General features: G+C 60.2%; 15 protein-coding genes. 7 read left to right on the top strand and 8 right to left on the bottom strand.

What is annotated here, in order from left to right:
• Positions 1-74: 74 nt before the first annotated feature.
• The 6 genes from N1037_09710 to N1037_09685 form a co-directional block, all read right to left on the bottom strand.
• Positions 75-2,453: a xanthine dehydrogenase family protein molybdopterin-binding subunit gene (locus N1037_09710; protein UWS81259.1), complete on the bottom strand. Its 2,379-nt coding sequence runs from the start codon at positions 2,451-2,453 to the stop codon at positions 75-77.
• Between the two features lie 119 nt (positions 2,454-2,572).
• Positions 2,573-3,058 carry a (2Fe-2S)-binding protein gene (locus tag N1037_09705; GenBank protein ID UWS81258.1) on the bottom strand — a complete coding sequence of 162 codons (486 nt, stop codon included), beginning with the start codon at positions 3,056-3,058 and terminating at the stop codon, positions 2,573-2,575.
• A 210-nt stretch (positions 3,059-3,268) separates the two neighbouring features.
• Positions 3,269-4,288 carry a molybdopterin-binding protein gene (locus N1037_09700; GenBank protein ID UWS81257.1) on the bottom strand — a complete coding sequence of 340 codons (1,020 nt, stop codon included), beginning with the start codon at positions 4,286-4,288 and terminating at the stop codon, positions 3,269-3,271.
• A complete protein-coding gene (locus tag N1037_09695; GenBank protein UWS81256.1) occupies positions 4,285-5,268 on the bottom strand; it encodes an XdhC family protein in 984 nt (327 codons plus the stop codon). The genes N1037_09700 and N1037_09695 overlap by 4 nt, the downstream gene beginning before the upstream one ends.
• Before the next feature lie 202 nt (positions 5,269-5,470).
• Positions 5,471-6,061, bottom strand: a complete 591-nt coding sequence (locus tag N1037_09690) for a YeeE/YedE family protein (protein UWS81255.1) — start codon at positions 6,059-6,061, stop codon at positions 5,471-5,473.
• A 3-nt stretch (positions 6,062-6,064) separates the two neighbouring features.
• Complete coding sequence (locus N1037_09685) at positions 6,065-6,616, bottom strand: YeeE/YedE family protein (GenBank protein ID UWS81254.1); 552 nt, start codon at positions 6,614-6,616, stop codon at positions 6,065-6,067.
• A 161-nt stretch (positions 6,617-6,777) separates the two neighbouring features.
• Here N1037_09685 and N1037_09680 point away from each other — a divergent pair, with 161 nt between their 5' ends.
• Complete coding sequence (locus N1037_09680; GenBank protein ID UWS81253.1) at positions 6,778-7,263, top strand: hypothetical protein; 486 nt, start codon at positions 6,778-6,780, stop codon at positions 7,261-7,263.
• Here the strand turns inward: N1037_09680 and N1037_09675 are convergent.
• The gene (locus N1037_09675; GenBank protein UWS81252.1) at positions 7,260-8,525 is read right to left on the bottom strand and encodes a VWA domain-containing protein; all 1,266 of its coding nucleotides are present in this window, start codon (positions 8,523-8,525) and stop codon (positions 7,260-7,262) included. The genes N1037_09680 and N1037_09675 overlap by 4 nt on opposite strands.
• Positions 8,526-9,434: a MoxR family ATPase gene (locus N1037_09670; GenBank protein ID UWS81343.1), complete on the bottom strand. Its 909-nt coding sequence runs from the start codon at positions 9,432-9,434 to the stop codon at positions 8,526-8,528. It lies immediately after the preceding gene.
• 316 nt (positions 9,435-9,750) lie between these two features.
• Here N1037_09670 and N1037_09665 point away from each other — a divergent pair, with 316 nt between their 5' ends.
• From N1037_09665 to N1037_09640, 6 genes are all read left to right on the top strand, one after another.
• Positions 9,751-10,809, top strand: coding sequence for a glycosyltransferase family 2 protein (locus N1037_09665; GenBank protein ID UWS81251.1), 1,059 nt, complete (start codon positions 9,751-9,753; stop codon positions 10,807-10,809).
• A gap of 10 nt (positions 10,810-10,819) precedes the next feature.
• The gene (locus N1037_09660; GenBank protein ID UWS81342.1) at positions 10,820-11,446 is read left to right on the top strand and encodes a sulfotransferase family protein; all 627 of its coding nucleotides are present in this window, start codon (positions 10,820-10,822) and stop codon (positions 11,444-11,446) included.
• Positions 11,446-13,809 carry a glycosyltransferase family 2 protein gene (locus N1037_09655; protein ID UWS81250.1) on the top strand — a complete coding sequence of 788 codons (2,364 nt, stop codon included), beginning with the start codon at positions 11,446-11,448 and terminating at the stop codon, positions 13,807-13,809. The genes N1037_09660 and N1037_09655 overlap by 1 nt, the downstream gene beginning before the upstream one ends.
• A gap of 3 nt (positions 13,810-13,812) precedes the next feature.
• The gene (locus N1037_09650) at positions 13,813-14,502 is read left to right on the top strand and encodes an FkbM family methyltransferase (GenBank protein UWS81249.1); all 690 of its coding nucleotides are present in this window, start codon (positions 13,813-13,815) and stop codon (positions 14,500-14,502) included.
• A gap of 3 nt (positions 14,503-14,505) precedes the next feature.
• Positions 14,506-15,594, top strand: a complete 1,089-nt coding sequence (locus N1037_09645) for a glycosyltransferase family 2 protein (GenBank protein ID UWS81248.1) — start codon at positions 14,506-14,508, stop codon at positions 15,592-15,594.
• Between the two features lie 195 nt (positions 15,595-15,789).
• Positions 15,790-16,746: a phosphoadenosine phosphosulfate reductase gene (locus N1037_09640; GenBank protein UWS81247.1), complete on the top strand. Its 957-nt coding sequence runs from the start codon at positions 15,790-15,792 to the stop codon at positions 16,744-16,746.
• Positions 16,747-16,853 lie beyond the last annotated feature (107 nt).

Below are 16,853 nucleotides of genomic sequence, written 5' to 3'. Positions count from 1 at the left end.
TTCATCTTTCCAAAAATACCTCGGGGAGCACGAGGGGCAGCGCCCCTCGCCCATCACCTTATCCCGAAGCTTTGCTATTCATTCATCGCCGACCAGACCCGCGCCGGGCTCAACGGCATATCCACATGGGTGATATCCTTACCCATCGAACGCAGCGCATCGACCACCGCATTGACCACAGCCGGTGGCGAGCCAATCGCCCCAGCCTCACCGCAGCCTTTTACCCCCAGGGGGTTATGGGTACAGGGTGTCTGACAGGAATGGTCCACCTGATAAAACGGCAGATCATCCGCCCGTGGCATGGCGTAATCCATATAGGAGGCCGACAAGAGCTGACCGTCCTCGTTATAGACGGCCGCCTCCAGCAAAGCCTGGCCGATCCCCTGGCCAATACCGCCATGCACCTGGCCCTCCACGATCATCGGATTCACCACATTGCCAAAGTCATCGGCCGCAGCAAAACGTTCGATGCTGACCTTGCCGGTCTCCGGATCCAGCTCAACCTCGCAGGCATAGGCCCCCGACGGGTAGGTAAAGTTGGCCGGATCATAAAACGCAGTTTCCTCCAGGCCGGGTTCGATATCTTCCAACGGGTAGTTGTGCGGCACATAGGCCGCCAGAGTCACATCGCCCCAGGCGAGGGACTTATCCGTGCCCACAACCGAGAACTGGCCGTCCTTCAGCTCAATATCCGCGTCCGAAGCCTCAAGGATATGCGCCGCGATCTTCTTGGCCTTGGCGATGATCTTCTCGGTGGCGCGCACCATGGCAGAGCCGCCAACCGCCAGCGAGCGGGAGCCATAGGTGCCCATGCCCATCGGCGTATTCGCAGTATCACCGTGCACGATTTCCACCATGCTCTCGTCGATGCCGATCATTTCCGCGATCACCTGCGGGAACGAGGTTTCATGCCCCTGCCCGTGGCTGTGAGAGCCCGTCATCACCACCAGTCCACCAGTGGCATTGACCCGCACTGTGGCGCTTTCATACAGGCCCGCCCGGGCGCCCAGCTGGCCAACCAGGTTGCTTGGCGCGATACCGCAGGCCTCGATGTAGCAGTTCACACCCAGACCACGCACTTTACCCTTGGCCTCACTGGCGCTCCGACGCGCGGCAAAGCCCGCAAAATCGGCAATCTCTTCCAGCTTATCCATGGTGGCGTTGTAGTCACCGGTGTCATATTCCACAGCCACCGGAGTGGCATAGGGGAACTCGGTGATAAAGTTCTGACGACGCAGCGTGACAGGATCGACGCCCAGCTCAAGTGCCGCCTTATCAATCACCCGCTCCAGCTGGTAAGTGGCTTCGGGACGGCCTGCACCGCGATAGGCATCTACCGGCACGGTATTGGTGAAGACCGCCTTGACGTTCACATAGATCAGCGGCGTCTTGTAGTTGCCGGCCATCAGGGTGCCATGCAGCCAGGTCGGCACCGAGGGCGCAAAGGTCGACAGATAGGCGCCCATATTGGCATAGGTATCGGTGCGCAGCGCGGTAAAGTTGTTATCCGCATCCAGAGCCAGCTGAATGGTGCTGACGTGATCCCGGCCATGGGCATCCGAAATAAAGGCTTCTGATCGCGAAGATGTCCATTTCACCGCACGGTTCAGGGCCTTGGCGGCAAAGGTACAAAACGCCTCCTCGGCGTAGTGGAAGATCTTGGTGCCAAAGCCACCACCCACATCCGGCGCAATAACGCGCAACTTGTGCTCCGGGATGCCCAGAACAAAGGCCCCCATCAACAGTCGGATCACATGGGGGTTTTGCGAGGTGGTATAAAGCGTACTGTCGCCAGTTGCGCGATTAAAATCGCCCACTGCCACCCGTGGCTCCATGGGATTGGCAATCAGCCGGTTGTTGACCAGCTCCAGCGTCGTCACATGGGCGGCATTGGCAAAGGCCTCTTCAACCGCAGGCTTGTTTTCTTCCACAAACCCCCAGTCGTAGCAAAGGTTCGAGGTCAAATCGTCATGCACCTTGGTGGCGCCATCTTTGACCGCTGCTTTCATGTCGATAACCGCTGGCAGCTCTTCCATGTCCAGCTCGATCGCCTCGGCAGCGTCGCGCGCCTGTTCAGCAGTATCGGCAACCACGGCTGCAATGGCATCACCCACATAGCGCACCTTGCCCTGAGCCAGGACCGGGTGGGCCGGCTCCTGCATCACTTCGCCATGTTTATCGGTGATTTGCCAGCCACAGGGAATGCTCCCGACGCCTTCAAAATCAGCGCCAGTGAACACCCGCACCACGCCAGGCATGGCCGAGGCTGCGGTTGTATCAATCGAATTGATCCGGCCATGCGCCATATCCGAGCGCAGGAAATGCACATAGGCCTGGCCACGCAGATTGATATCATCGGTGTAATTTCCGGTTCCCGTCAGGAACCTGACGTCCTCGCGCCGCTTTGGACTGGCGCCGATGCCGCTTTCAATAGGGCCACCATCTTTAGGCATATTCAAATCTCCTCCCTGGAGGGTGCAGCCTGTGGCGCACCTCTTGGTTATGCAGTTTGATCATTGCGTCTTGGTATCTACCGGGGCCACACCTCCCAATGGGGCCCAGCAGGGCCGCCTTATTCGGCGGCGATCGCTGAGACGTCCTGACCGGATGCGGCCATGATCGCCTTGACGATATTGTGGTAGCCAGTGCAGCGGCAAATATTGCCTTCGAGATACTCACGGATCTCCTGTTCGCTGGGCTTTGGGTTTCCTTTCAGCAGGGCTGCGGTCGACATCACCATGCCCGGCGTGCAGAACCCGCACTGCAACCCGTGGTGGTCCTGAAACGCTTGCTGGATGGTGTTGAGCGTGCCATCTGGTGCCGCCTGGCCTTCGATGGTGGCAACCTCCGCGCCCTCGGCTTCGACGGCCAGCATGGTGCAGGATTTCACCGCAACGCCGTTTACATGCACGACGCAGGCACCGCATTGGCTGGTATCACAGCCCACATGTGTTCCGGTAAACCCCAGTTCTTCGCGCAGGAACGACGACAGCAGCGTGCGGCCCTCTGCGTCACCGTGCGCGGGTTTACCGTTCACGGTCATTGAGACCTTGGTCATGTATTCCTCCCATTTGCTACTTTTATTGGCTGGGGGAAGTTAAGCACGGGATCACGCCAGCGCGAACCCCTTTATACGCTCCGTCACAAACAATTTTACTGCTTGGCAAAATCTCGCCCTCGGCAGGAAACGCCACCACAGGCGCCGCCGCGCAGTCACCAAAGCCGCCCCCCCAGCCCAGTGCCCAATTCAGCAGCATCAGGCGCATTTTTAATCAGAGCGCCGCGGCATGGGACGGATGGGAATTTCCTTGAGCAGGCCACCAACCCCCATCGCTGCAATATCCGCGCCAGAGACGGCACAGCCGCACAGCACCCGCTCCAACACCCAATCGGCGCCGTTCAGCGCGGGCGAGCGCGCGCACCCCGGCAGGCCAATCACCGGCCGCCCCTGATACTCCCCTAAGAAGAGCAGATTGCCCGGATCCACCGGCATGCCAAAGCGGGTCACGCTGCCCCCGGCCCGGCGCAGCGCCTGCGGGGCTATATCCATGGCGTCTGAGGTGGCCGACCCCGTAAGGATCAACAGCACCTCGCCCGGAGCCGCCGCCAGCGCCGAGGCCAGTTCGGCTTCGTCATGGCGCACGATCACCCTTTCGCTCAACATCACTCCCATACGCTGCAACCGGCCCGCCATCGCCCGCCGCCCCTTGTCCGGCGGGATGTCCCTGCTGACGCGGGTTTCGATCAGGCTGGCAGAGCCATAAACCGGGGGGAGAATGCGCAATGCCCCCGCCGCGCCAGTCCCGGCGCGCTGCAGCGCCGCTGCCGCCACCCCGTAAGATATGATCTTGATGGTGGCGATCATCCCATCCGCATCAACCCGGTGATAATCCGGCACGGTGGCGATGGTGATCATCGGATCAACACCATTCAGCGCCTCAAGGGCCGCGTGTTTCAGCCGCACCACCCCCGCGCCCAGGGCATAGAGATTGACCCGTCCCGCACCAGCACCGGAAATGCGAATGCCCTGCCCTTCCTCATCCGGCACCAGGGCCTGTGCCAGCGCCAAAGCGGCTACATCTTCGTGAAGATCGCCCTCTTGCAGTCGCGCCACGGTGATCTCGCCATGACCTTCTGCAGCCAGATCCGCCAGGTGTTGCGCCGTAAGAAAAGTGCCCTTAGGGATACGATAGCACAGACCGGTGCCATAGGGCGGCTGCGCGGCCTGCATCGAATGGGCCAGGATTGCGCCCTCGGCCTGGGCGACCTGGACGGTGCCAAACTTCATCCGGTTTTTCCGCGCAGCACCGCTGTCATTTCGGCCAGGATCGCCACCGCGATCTCTGCCGGACCTGCAGCGCCGATATCCAGCCCCACCGGGCCATGAATGCGATCGATGTCCTGGGCGCCAAAGCCTGCCGCCAACATCCGCTCAACCCGTTTTGCATGGGTCCGCTTGGAGCCCAAGGCGCCAATGTAGAAACATTTCTGGCGCAGCCCCGCCTCCAGTGCGGGATCGTCCAACTTTGGATCATGGGTGAGCAACACCAGCGCGGTACGCGCATCCAGCCCCAACGCCGCCACGGCCTCATCCGGCCAATCCTCCAGCAGGGTCACACCGGGAAAGCGGTCGGGCGAGGCAAAGGCCGCGCGTGGATCAATTACCGCCGGGTCATAGCCCGCCAGCTGCGCCATGGGCACCAGCGCCTGGGCAATATGCACCGCCCCCACCACAATCAGTTTCAGCGGTGGATTGTGCACCGCCACAAAGGTCTCACCGTCCTCTTCCACCCCGGAGCGGTCCAATCGCATCCGTTCGCGATAGGCCTCACGCAGCACTGCGCCAATACCCGTGGTCAGGTTCACCTCATAGGCCACCTGGTCGCGCGCCTTCTGCGCTGCCACCAGATCCGCCAGCAGCTCCACAGGCATCGATCCACCCACAGGTTCGACCAGAATACGGATGGTGCCACCACAGGCCAGCCCAACGGCAAAGGCATCGCCATCGCTGACACCATATTCCAGCACGCGGTGTTTTCCATCGGCCAGCGCCTCTTGCGCCTCCATCACCACGGCGCCCTCGACGCAGCCGCCCGAAACAGAGCCCTCCAGATGACCATCGCCGCTGACCACCAACTGCGCCCCAACCCGGCGCGGCGCTGACCCCCAGGTCTGCACCACTGTGGCCAGCGCCGCGCCGCGCCCGGCGTGGTGCCAGTCCAATGCGATCTCCGCCGCGCTGGCGGGGCTAGTGGTGTCTTGGGTCATATGTCCTCCGCTCAGGCCAGATAATACCTGTCTTTGCCCGGAGTGTGCGCATCCGTCAGAGAGGTTTCAAGCTGCAAAATCCATAGGTGCAAAAAACATAGCGGCACCCACAGTTGCCTGCAGATGCCGCCTGAACCAGCCTGGGCTCAGCCGTTTCGCATAAAGCGCGTCATATTTTGCCGCGCCTTTGCGGCTTGCACGTTTACTCTGCGGGCTGGGTAACGGGCCCCGTGCCGATGATCCGCTCGGGCAGAGCAAAGGCGAGGATGATAAAGACTGCCCCGAGCAAAAGGCCCAGCAGATCCCCAGGCAGCGCGGTCAGGCCGTCGTATTTAGCCCCTGGAACCGCGCCCAGGGTGACTTTACCGCCAGCCACGCTGTCCAGCAGCCCGCTGGCTTTCCAGCTCGGGTAGGTCAGCATATAGGCGGCAGCGCCAAACAGGCCACCCGCGATAAAAAACAAAGCGTCCCTGCGCCCCGAGGCCGCTGCAACCACGCCGGTGCCGGGACAATAGCCTGCCAGCGCCCAGCCGGCCCCCAGCATCAGCCCACCGATAAAGACCCCGATATAGGCCGATTTGACCGACATATGACCAACATCCACCAAGCCCAGCATCTGACCGCCAAACATCAGCACGGATCCGGTGCCGATCGCCAGCATGATCGTTTTTGCCAAGTTCAGATTGGTCAGGTTCAGCATCTTGCCAATGTAGCTTGGATTGGAAGCTCCAACCCGGTCAAGCACCGCCCCAAAGGCAGCCCCAATCACCAGTGCAAGGATAATAGACGTCATGGCTCAGGCCTCCTTTTTGAACAAAATCAGGGATACAGGGACGGCAGCCGCAAAGGCACCAGCCGCAAAAATATATCCCGACAGCGCCGTCTGCATCATGCCCGACATCATATGGCCAGAGGTACAGCCCCCTGCCAGGCGCGCCCCATAAAGCACAATAAACCCGCCCAGAAACACCGCCGCGTAGCGCAGCGCCGGGCCCTCACCAAAGTTGGCCCGCCAGAGCGCCGGCACAGAGCGCTCGACCGCGCCGAGCCCGCCACGCAGCCGCATGGAGGTAAAACCGCCCAGCGCCATCGCCAGTACAAAGACAAAGCTGTAGTTCAGCGGATTGGCCACCGATTTGGCATATTTGCCGCCGGACTTTGCCAGATAGGCATTGGTTGAGGTGTAGCCCTCCTCCGTTTTGGTCACCAGTTCAGTATTGACCACATCGCCCAGGATCCCATCCAGGATCACAAACTGGGTCGAGACCCCAATCGGTTTGACCAATAGCACCGCCAGGAAGAACACCAGCCCCAGCAAGAGCCCTCCCGCTTTCCAATTCATTGGCATTGTTCGCCCTCCTGTTACATTCTGAAAATCAGATATATCTAGAGGCGTGCAGCCGCGACTTGATCAAAATCAAATCACATTCAATTTGTGGAATTTTATATTTCCTTGGCATTTAGCCTACACCCCCTACCATCAGCACACCCAGCTTTGAGGTAGGTACTATGTTTACAAAAACCGGTCTGTTTGGCGTTATCCTGCTTGCAGCCCTGCCCGCAGCGGCCCAATCCATTTCACAGCATTTTTCCAAAGGCAGCGACAGCTGCTACCAGCGGCTTTATTCCGCCAGCCATCTGGCCAGCCATCCGGTGCAAAAGGTCGAGGCCATTCAGCTATCGCATGTCACCGCAGACAGTTTCAGCCGTCCGGGGACTGAGTTAGCGCTACAGCTGGCCGTCCGGCTGCGCGGCTCCTCCACCTGGCAAACGCCGGTGGCATGCACGCCGCGCGGCTCGAAACTCTCCTGTGCGCTGGAATGTGATGGCGGCAGGTTTGATGTGGTCGTCAAAAACGCCGGATCCATTCTCATTACTGGCGGGTCGGATCTCTACTTCTACGGCTGCGATGGCAAGCCGCGCATCCTGGAACGGCTGCCAGATGATAAGGTGTTTATGCTGCACCGCCAACCGCTGGCCAGCTGTCGCCGCTAGGTCTGAACCCCCATCTGGGACAACAGGCGCGCCTTTTCACCGCTATCCTCCGGGCGCGAGATAACCGCAGCCAGGTCTTCGAGGGAGGCGATGGAGTGGCCTGCGCGAAAGCTGTCCACATGGGGCAGCATGGCGCGAATGCCCTGAGCCTTGGCGGCAAATCCGTCCCAGCGCAGCAAGGGGTTGAGCCAGATCAGGCGGCGCGCCGACAGGTGCAACCGCTGCATCTCATGGGCCAGCGCCTTTGGGTCATCCCGGTCAAGCCCATCGGTAATCAGCAACACAACCGCCCCCTGCCCCATGACCCGGCGCGACCAGTCGCGGTTGAACTCATGCAGGCAAGCGCCAATCCGGGTGCCGCCCTCCCAGTCCTGTGCCTCGGCCCCGGCAGCGGCCAGGGCGGCATCCACGTCGCGCGTTGCCATGTGGCGGGTGATATTGGTCAACCGGGTGCCAAAGGTAAAGCCATGCACCCGGGCCCAACCGGCGCCTTTGGCATTGGCCACCGCATGCAGGAAATGCAGCACGATGCGGCTATAGTGGCTCATCGAGCCAGAGATATCGCAGATCACCACCAGATTGGGCCAACGATGACGCCGCTTGGCGCGGGCAATGGACTGGATATCACCGCCCCGGCGTGCCGCCTCGCGGAAGGTGCGGCGCCAATCCGCCCGGTCCCCCTGTTTCGCCGCCATCAGACGACGTGACAACATCGGCTGCACCGGCAGCGAGATCTGCGCCAGGATCTTCTTGGCGCGGGCTACCTCGTCGGTGCTCATCTGTTCAAAATCCAAAGATCGCAACCGTTCATCCGAAGAGATGGTCAACGCGGCATCAATCTCGATCTCTGTGCTCTCATCCTCAACGCTTTCGGGAGCGTCGATATCCTGGTTTGCCCCATCCAGCAGGGCCTCGGCGGCGCGTTTTTCACCGGGCTTGGCCGCCTGTTCCTCCTGCACGCCCTTGATGGCCGGCAAAAGCGCCGCCATCATCCGTTCCAGAAACCGCGGGTCGCGCCAGTAGAGCCGAAAGACCTGGGTAAACACCACACGGTGCTCGGGCTTGGAAACAAAACAGGCATGCAGCGTCCAGTAGAAATCCTGCCGCGAGGTAAATCCCGCCGCCGCAACCGCCTCCACCGCATCAACCACCCGGCCCGGCCCGATTGGCAGCCCCGCCTTACGCAGGGCGCGGGCAAAATGGGTGATGTTCTGCGCCAGTTTGGGGTCTTCCGGCAGGCTTAGCTCTGGCAACTCTGCCATTCAGGCCTCATCCAGGCTGGCACGGGCCTGATCCAGAATGCGCTTGGCTTCTGAGCCCTGCAGTTGCGAGATATCGTCCTGATATTTCAGGATCGCCCCCAGGGTATCGGCGATCACCTCCGGCGACAGATCAATGACATCCAGCGCCAGCAGGCAGTTAGCCCAGTCAATGGTTTCAGCCACGCCGGGTTTCTTGAACAGATCCTCTGTACGCAATGTTTGCACAAAGGCCACCACCTCGCGGCTTAGCTGATCCGAGGCTTCGGGGGCGCGCGCCTTGAGGATCTCCACCTCGCGGGCAAAATCCGGATAGTCGACCCAGTGATACAGGCAGCGCCGCTTTAGCGCGTCGTGCACTTCGCGGGTCCGGTTGGAGGTGAGCACCACGATGGGCGGCTCTGGCGCCTTGATGGTGCCAAGTTCAGGAATGGTGACCTGAAAATCCGACAGCGCTTCCAACAGAAAGGCCTCAAAGGGTTCATCGGTGCGGTCCAGCTCATCAATCAGCAATACCGGCGGGCCGTTTTCATCCGGGCGCATGGCCTCCAGCAATGGCCGTTCCACCAGGAATTCATCGGAAAACAGTTCTGTCTGCAGGGTGGCGCGGTCTGCGCCCCCTGCGGCCTCGGCGGTACGGATGGCCACCATCTGGGCGGCAAAGTTCCATTCATACACGGCGGAGGAGGCATCAAGCCCTTCGTAGCACTGTAGCCGGATCAACCGCCGCCCAAAGGCCGCCGCCAGGGCCTTGGCGATTTCGGTCTTCCCGACCCCGGCCTCGCCCTCCAGAAACAGCGGGCGGCCCAGCTTCAGCGACAAGAACACAATTGTCGCCAGCGGACGACCACAGACATAGCCCTGTTCTGTCAGCATCTGCTGGACGTGATCAATGGACTGCGCCTGTATCAACTGTGCCTGTATCATTGGTATCCTTCCCCTTGCCGCCTGCGCCTATCCGGCACCGCTCTTGTGCAACAGGCCATGTGGCGCGGTTTGGGTCAAGTCACTGAAACCTGCCGTTACGTCCCAGAGGCAACACTCTGACCTTCGTAGCCGACGCGGCGCGGCGCAAAGATTGACGTCAAAGCCGGGCAATGCAAAACTGTGGCCAATGAGATTAAGCGTCCATCAAAGTGGCGCGTTGAGGCAGACGGGTTCCAAACCCACAATCAGGCGCGACTGGCACCACCTGCCACCCGCGCGAGCATATGAGAGGGGATGCCAGATGCGCATCACCGCAGTGACCTGCGTCAAAAACGAAGGCCCTTTCCTGCTGGAATGGATCGCCTTTAACCAGCTGATTGGCGTCACGGATTTTCTATTTTATTCCAACGACTGCACCGATGGCACGGCCGAGCTGCTGGATGCATTGGCGGCGCGTGACATGCTGACCCATTTGCCTAACCCGGCGCAGGGGCGCAACTACCAGATGGAGGCGCTGAAAGACGCCGCCCATCAGCCGCTGGTGCAAGAGGCCGATTGGATCTGGGTGGCGGATGTGGACGAGTTTCTCAACATCCATGTTGGCGACCATAGCATTCCGGCCCTGATCGAGGCCTGCAAAGATCCCATGGCGATCTCGATCACCTTTCAGTTTTTTGCCAATGACGGGATTGAGGGCTTTGTCGACGCGCCGGTCATCAGCCAGTTCACCCGCTCCCACAACCCGGACATCTGGTGCGCCGAGACCGCAATCGAGGTGAAAACCCTGGTGCGGCAAGATTTTCCGCTGAAATACTACGGCGCCCATCGTCCGTTTTTCAAAAAGAACCTGCCGCCGCGCAGATATCCCCGCTGGAGTGATGGCGCGGGACGCGATGTGCCGCATAAATTTCTGGTGGCCGATAACCCGCGCCGCATCCGTAAATTTCCGGCCAAGGGCAGCCGCGCCTTCGCCACCCTCAACCACTACGCCCTGCGCTCGCTGGACAGCTATCTGGTCAAAAACGACCGGGGCGATGTCAACCGCGAGCACCGTGCCTTTGATGACAGTTACTGGCGGGAACGCAACGACCCCGCCTTTGAGGACCTGTCGATCCAACGCTACCTGCCCGCGCTAACAGCGGCGCTGGAGGCGCTGAAATCCGACCCGGAAATAGCCGCGCTGCACGCCACCTGCGTCGCCCGCCATCTGGAAAAGCGCGACGCGCTGCTGGCGCAGCCCAGCTACCAGGACATGCGCGCTCAGCTATTGGCGACATCGACCCTGCCACCGCAGGAAGAGGCGCTGCTAATAGATCTCGGCCTTGAGGATCTGGGGCTTGCCCCCAGTGCAACAGAGTGAGCCGCCCGCTATGGAGCTGAAAGTCATCAACCTCGGCCTGCCAAAATCCGGCACCACAACCCTGAACAAGGCGCTCAGCCAGGCGGGCTATACCGTCGCCGACCATCGCCTGAAGGAGCGCGAAGAGGATCGCCCCGGCAAGCGCCGCGTCTTTGTCGGCTCGCAGCTGTACAAAGGGCTTTATGAAACCGGCGACCCCATGGCCTATATGAAAGACTATGATGCGGTCTCTGAGATCAGTTTTATTCACGGCAAGTTTTCGGTCTGGCCGCAGTTTGATTTTGCCCTGATCAAAACCCTGCAGGATCTCTACCCAGAGGCCCGGTTTATCGCCACCCGGCGCGATGCCGAAAGCCATTCAAAATCAATCATGGCCTGGAACAATCTGGGCACCACCCGGCTGCCCTCCAGCACGGTTCCCGGATTGCCTATCGGCTATGGCAAGACGGCAGACCAGCAGATGCTGTGGATTGATGGCCACTATGAGGCGCTGCAACACTGGTTCCGCGACGATCCCCGCTATCTGGAGATCAATGTTGCGGCCCCTGACGCACAACAGAAAATCAGCGCCCATCTGGGGCGGGAACTGCCCTGGTGGGGCAAGGCCAATGTCAATCGGAAGGCTCAGAACACCTGATGCGGATTTATCTTCATATTGGCCTAGAACAGACTGGTGCAGACCGGTTGCAACAGATCATGGCAGACAAGCGCGACCAACTGCGCGGCAAGGGGGTCTTGTTCCCGCGTGCCCCGGGCAACAAAAACCACACCCGCCTGTATATGGCGGTGAGCGACCCCGACCACGTCGATCCTCTGCGCTACAACCGCGGCTTTATCACCGCAGAAAAGCAAAGCCGCCTGTATCAGACACTGGAACAGGATCTGAGCCGCGAGGTGGCGCAGGCGCAGCCGGATATCCTGATCCTGTCGGCGGCGCAGCTGGGCAGCAAACTGCATCGGCCCAGCGAACTCATGCGGCTAAAAGCGCTGCTTGACCCGCTGTCTGACGACATCCAGGTGGTGGCCCATATCGACACCCCGGCCCGCGCCCTTGCCCGGCACTATGGCGCCCAGATCCTGGAGGGGCGCGACCGCCCGCTGAGCCAGGAACTGGCGCTGACCCAAAGCAAAAACTGGTGGCAGGCCGCTTTGGCGACCTGCCCCAAGATTGACCCGCAGGCGGGCCAGTTTGAAGAAACCCAAGGCGCGCCGTTCTGGCTCGACTACGCCGCCCTGCAGGCCCATTGGGAGGCCATGTTTGGCGTCGGTAATTTCACCTTTCGCCCCTATGACGAAGCTGCCGTCTATGGTGCCGAAGCCCCCAATGAAATCTGCGCCGCCTTTGGCCTGCCCTCGCAGATTGGCCGCAGCCCAGCTGGCAAGGTGGCGCAACAGCCCTCAGCCGCCTGGCTGGCACGCAGCCGCCAGCTGAATGCCTTGCTGTTGCGGCTTCTGGCCCAGCGCAGCAAGATCCTGCCGCGCCAATTGTGGCGAAGTTTTATTAATGAGATCGCCATTGAGGGTGCGCCAATTGATCCCGCCACGCTGGCGCCGGTGGCGCAGTTCTTTGCAGCGGCAAATCAGGACCTGGCCGCGCGTCACCCGGCGCTGCAAGCTGCCGGATTTGGCACCACTGATACGGCACAGGACACCCTGCCCCCCTGGCAGGAAGCCGCGCCTGAGCGCGGCTTTCGCGCCTCGCAATATCTGCTGACCTTCATGCGCCGGATCAACAAGGCCACAAAGGACGAAATGCAGACCAAGGGCAGCGATCTGCAAGACATCACCAAGGCCAGCACGCCTGTTGGCGAAACCCCCACGGCCACCGCGATGACCGTGATGACCCCACGGGCGCTGGAGAACTTCGAGACGCTTCAGGGCTCGCCGTTCAAGCCCCATAACAATCTGGGCCAAAAGGGCGAAGACCTGCCGCAGCCCCCCTACAGCGAGATCCCCCCGCGTGAATTGCCAAGCGGCAGCACTGGCAATGTCATCGTTGGCTGCATGAAAAACGAAGCGCCCTATATTTTGGAATGGATCGCCTATCACCGGGCCATGGGGGTGGATAACTTTCTGATCTATACCAATGGCTGCGAGGACGGCACCAGCGAGATCCTGGACCGGCTGCAAGAAATGGGCATCCTGCAACATCGCAACAATGACAACTGGAAGGGCAACTCGCCACAGCAACATGCGCTGAACCAATCACTGAAAGAGCCGGTGATCATCAATGCCGATTGGATCATCCATATCGACGTGGATGAGTTCATGAACGTGCGCTGTGGCAACGGCACGCTACAGGATCTGTTTGACCGGGTGCCCGATGCCAGCAACATCGCCATGACGTGGCGGCTGTTTGGCTCCAACGAGGTGGTCACGCTGAAGGATGAGTTTGTCACCGCCCAGTTTGACGCCTGCGCCCCCAAACACTGCCCCAAGCCCCATACGGTCTGGGGCTTTAAGACCATGTTCAAAAACATTGGCGCCTATCAAAAGATCAGCTGCCACCGCCCAAACAAGCTGGAAGAGACCTTTCGCGACAAGGTGAAATGGGTCAATGGCTCGGGCAAGGATATGACCAGCGAGGTCGCCGACAATGGCTGGCGCAATTCGCGCAAATCCATCGGTTATGACCTGATCCAGCTGAACCATTACGCGCTGCGCTCAGCCGAGAGCTTTTTGGTGAAACGCCAGCGCGGTCGCGCCCTGCATGTAGATCGCTCGATTGGGATCAACTACTGGATCCGCATGGACTGGAACGACCACCGCGATGTCACAATCCAGCGCAACCTGCCACGGCTACAGGCCGAATACGACCGCCTGATGCAGGATGATGCCCTGCGCAGCTGGCACCAAAAGGGGCTGGACTGGCACCGGGCCAAGGCGGATGAGCTGCATGGCATGGATGAGTTCGAAGAGCTTTACCAACAGGCCTTAACCCTTAAACTGACCGCAACCGAACGCGTCGCCTATGCGCTGGCGCTTGATGTGGAGAGCTGAGCAATGACCGAGACTGCCGACGTTCAAAAGATGCTGAAATGCCGGGGCATGCGCTTTCCGCTGGACCGGGCCATTCTGCCGCCCCGCATCCGCACCCTTCTGCGCGAAGGCGCCTATGAGGCCAAAGAGGCCACCGCCGTCAGAAAGCTGGTGAAAGCCGATGATGTGGTAATGGAGCTGGGCGCCGGCATTGGCTTTATGTCCACGCTGGTGGCCACCAAGACCCCAGCCAAATCGGTGCACTCCTTTGAGGCCAACCCGCAATTGATGCCCTATATTGCCCAGGTCCACGCCGAAAACAACGTGACCAACGCCCATGTCACCAATGCGGTTCTGGGCGACCAAGACGGCACCGCCCCCTTCTACATCCGCAAAAACTTCCTCGCCTCTTCGCTGGACCCGATGGAGGACGCCGAGGATTGCACCAAGGTCGAGGTGCCGACCCGGAACGTCAACGCGGTGATCAAAGAGCTGCAGCCCTCTGTGCTGATCTGCGACATCGAAGGTGCTGAGGCAGATCTGTTGCCCAAAATGGACCTCACCGGGCTGCGCGCCGTGGTGATCGAGACCCACCCGCAGTGGATCGGCAAGGCGGGTATGCAAAAGGTCTTTCGCTGCATGGATGCCGCAGGTCTGGTGTTTTTCCCCCGCTGGTCCCATGGTAAAGTCGCTGTGTTTCGCTCTGACTGGTAGCCCATGCGCTTTTTGGCAATCCTCACGGTCCGTAATGAAGGGGCCTTTTTGTTGGAATGGCTGGCCCATCACCGGGCCGTAGGGTTTACCGACTTCCTAGTCTTTTCAAACGATTGTCAGGATGGCACCGATGCCATGTTGGATCGGCTCTCGGATCTGGGCGAGCTTACCCATATTCGTAACGACGGCCCCTATGGCAAGGGCGGCATCCAGTTCACCGCGATGAAGCAGGCCGACAAACACCCGTTGGTCAAACAGGCCGACTGGATCCTCGCCCTGGACGTGGATGAGTTTGTCAACATCAAGACCGGCGACGGCACCCTGACGGATCTGCTCAACGCCCTGCCAGAGGCCGACGCGATCACCCTGACCTGGCGGTTGTTTGGCAATTCCGACATCCTGCGTTTTGAGGACGCCCCAGTGACCGAACTGTTTCGCCGCTGCGCCCCAGAGGTCATTCACTGGCCCTGGCGTGCCTCGATGTTCAAAACGCTCTATCGCAACAACGGCACCTATCGCAAAACCGGCGTCCACCGCCCCCGCGATGTCAAAAACCCGGAAAAGCTCGGAGAGTTTCGCTGGTTTGACTGCACCGGTCGGGAGCTGGGAGAGGCCTTTAAAACCCGGCGGCTGTTTTCCAACTATGGCCGCAAGAATTATGACCTGGCGCAGCTCAACCATTATCCGCTGGGTGCGATGGAAAGCTACATTCTAAAAGCGGATCGCGGCCGGGCAGTGCATTCAGACCATATGCTGGGTACAGATTACTGGGTCGAGCGCAATTTCAACACGGACAATGATGACACAGTTGATCGCTACGCCCCAGCACGCCGCGACATGGTTTCCAAGCTGTTGGAAGATACCAAACTATCGAAGATACGCGCCAAGTCAGTAGCTTGGCGACATCAGAGATTCCGCGACCTGATGCAGCTTGAACCCTATCGGGCGCTGTTTTCCCGCCTGCTGATGACGCCGCAATCACGCCCCATCAATGCAGTCACCGCCCAGACGCTGACCACCTTTGCCAACCTGGGCCGGGCCGCTCAAAAGGTAGCCACCAAGACGCCGCAAAAACCAGACACCGACACATAATCGCAGCGGGTCTTTTGCAGCGGACCTTCTGAAGCGGTTTGCCGTCGCAGGCAACACCCTCTGGCTACCGTTTGAAGCAATCCCCAGCAGAAGGGCCAGCAAAGCGACCAGAGTTTTTCTAACTTTGGCCGCATTTCTTGACTAAATCTTAGCCCTATCGACCGCTGTACCGGTCTGTGTAAGGGATGTTTGGCGATGCAAGAGACTCTTGAGATTTTGGACGAAGACCTGTCCGGTCTAAAACATGCCCAATGGGAGCAGCGCCTTGCCGCCATCACCGAAGAGCTTGGCATGTTCCAGCCACTGGGTCCCAAACACTGCGCCACCTTCCTGGACCAGGGCAATACGCTGCTGGTCACCTTTGAAACGATGCAGGGCATTCACAACCTTTCCAAACTGGCGCAGCCGCTTGGTTTTGACATGGTCAAAAGCGAAGGCTGGTCGCATCTGGGCCTGCTCTCCAATGGCGACACTTGGTTTCGCAACGAACGCGTCTATGGCTTTTTTGATCAGCTGATCGACGATGGTTTCTTTGATGAATTTGACACTGTGATCTTTTATGGCGCAGGCCCCTGTGGCTATGCAGCCTCCGCCTTTTCCGTGTCCGCACCTGGTGCCACCGTGGTGGCCATCCAGCCCCAGGCCACGTTAGATGCGCGAATGACAGAATGGGATGAGCGCTTTGTGGAAATGCGCCGGGTCTCCTTTACTGACCGGTTTGGCTATGCCCCCGACATGCTCGACGCCGCCAAACAGGCCTTTATCTTTTACGACCCTTACGAGCAGCTCGACGCTATGCATGCGGCGCTGTTCAGCCGTAAAAACGTATCGCGCCTGCGGGTGCCCAACCTCGGCGCCGCCGTCCAGACCCGCATGATCGAAATGAGAATTCTCAATACCATCCTGAAACAAGCCGCCGAGGGTGACTTCAATGAGAACGCGTTCGCCCAGCTGTTCCGGGCCAGACGCGACGATTCTTCCTACCTGCGCGCCCTGATGGCACGCCTGGAGCAGCAAGACCGGCCGTTCCTGCAGGTTCTTTTGTGTCGCAACGTGTTGTCCCGCGCCCGCGCCCCGCGCTTTCGCCGCCGGTTGCTAGACCTGGAACAACGCGCCGCCGAAGGCGAATTCGAACTGCCCTCAACCCTGTAGCCCAGGTGCGCCGCTCAGCGGCGCCTGCGCGATGCCGTATTGAACCAGGCTGCCGACCTGCAGAAAAGAGCCCTCTGGAGACTGTGGCGCAGACCCCGGCTTCTTTC

The organism is Phaeobacter sp. G2 (assembly GCA_025163595.1).
In the GTDB taxonomy this organism is placed as follows: Bacteria; Pseudomonadota; Alphaproteobacteria; order Rhodobacterales; family Rhodobacteraceae; genus Pseudophaeobacter.
This window is presented reverse-complemented; position numbering and strand designations above follow the sequence as displayed.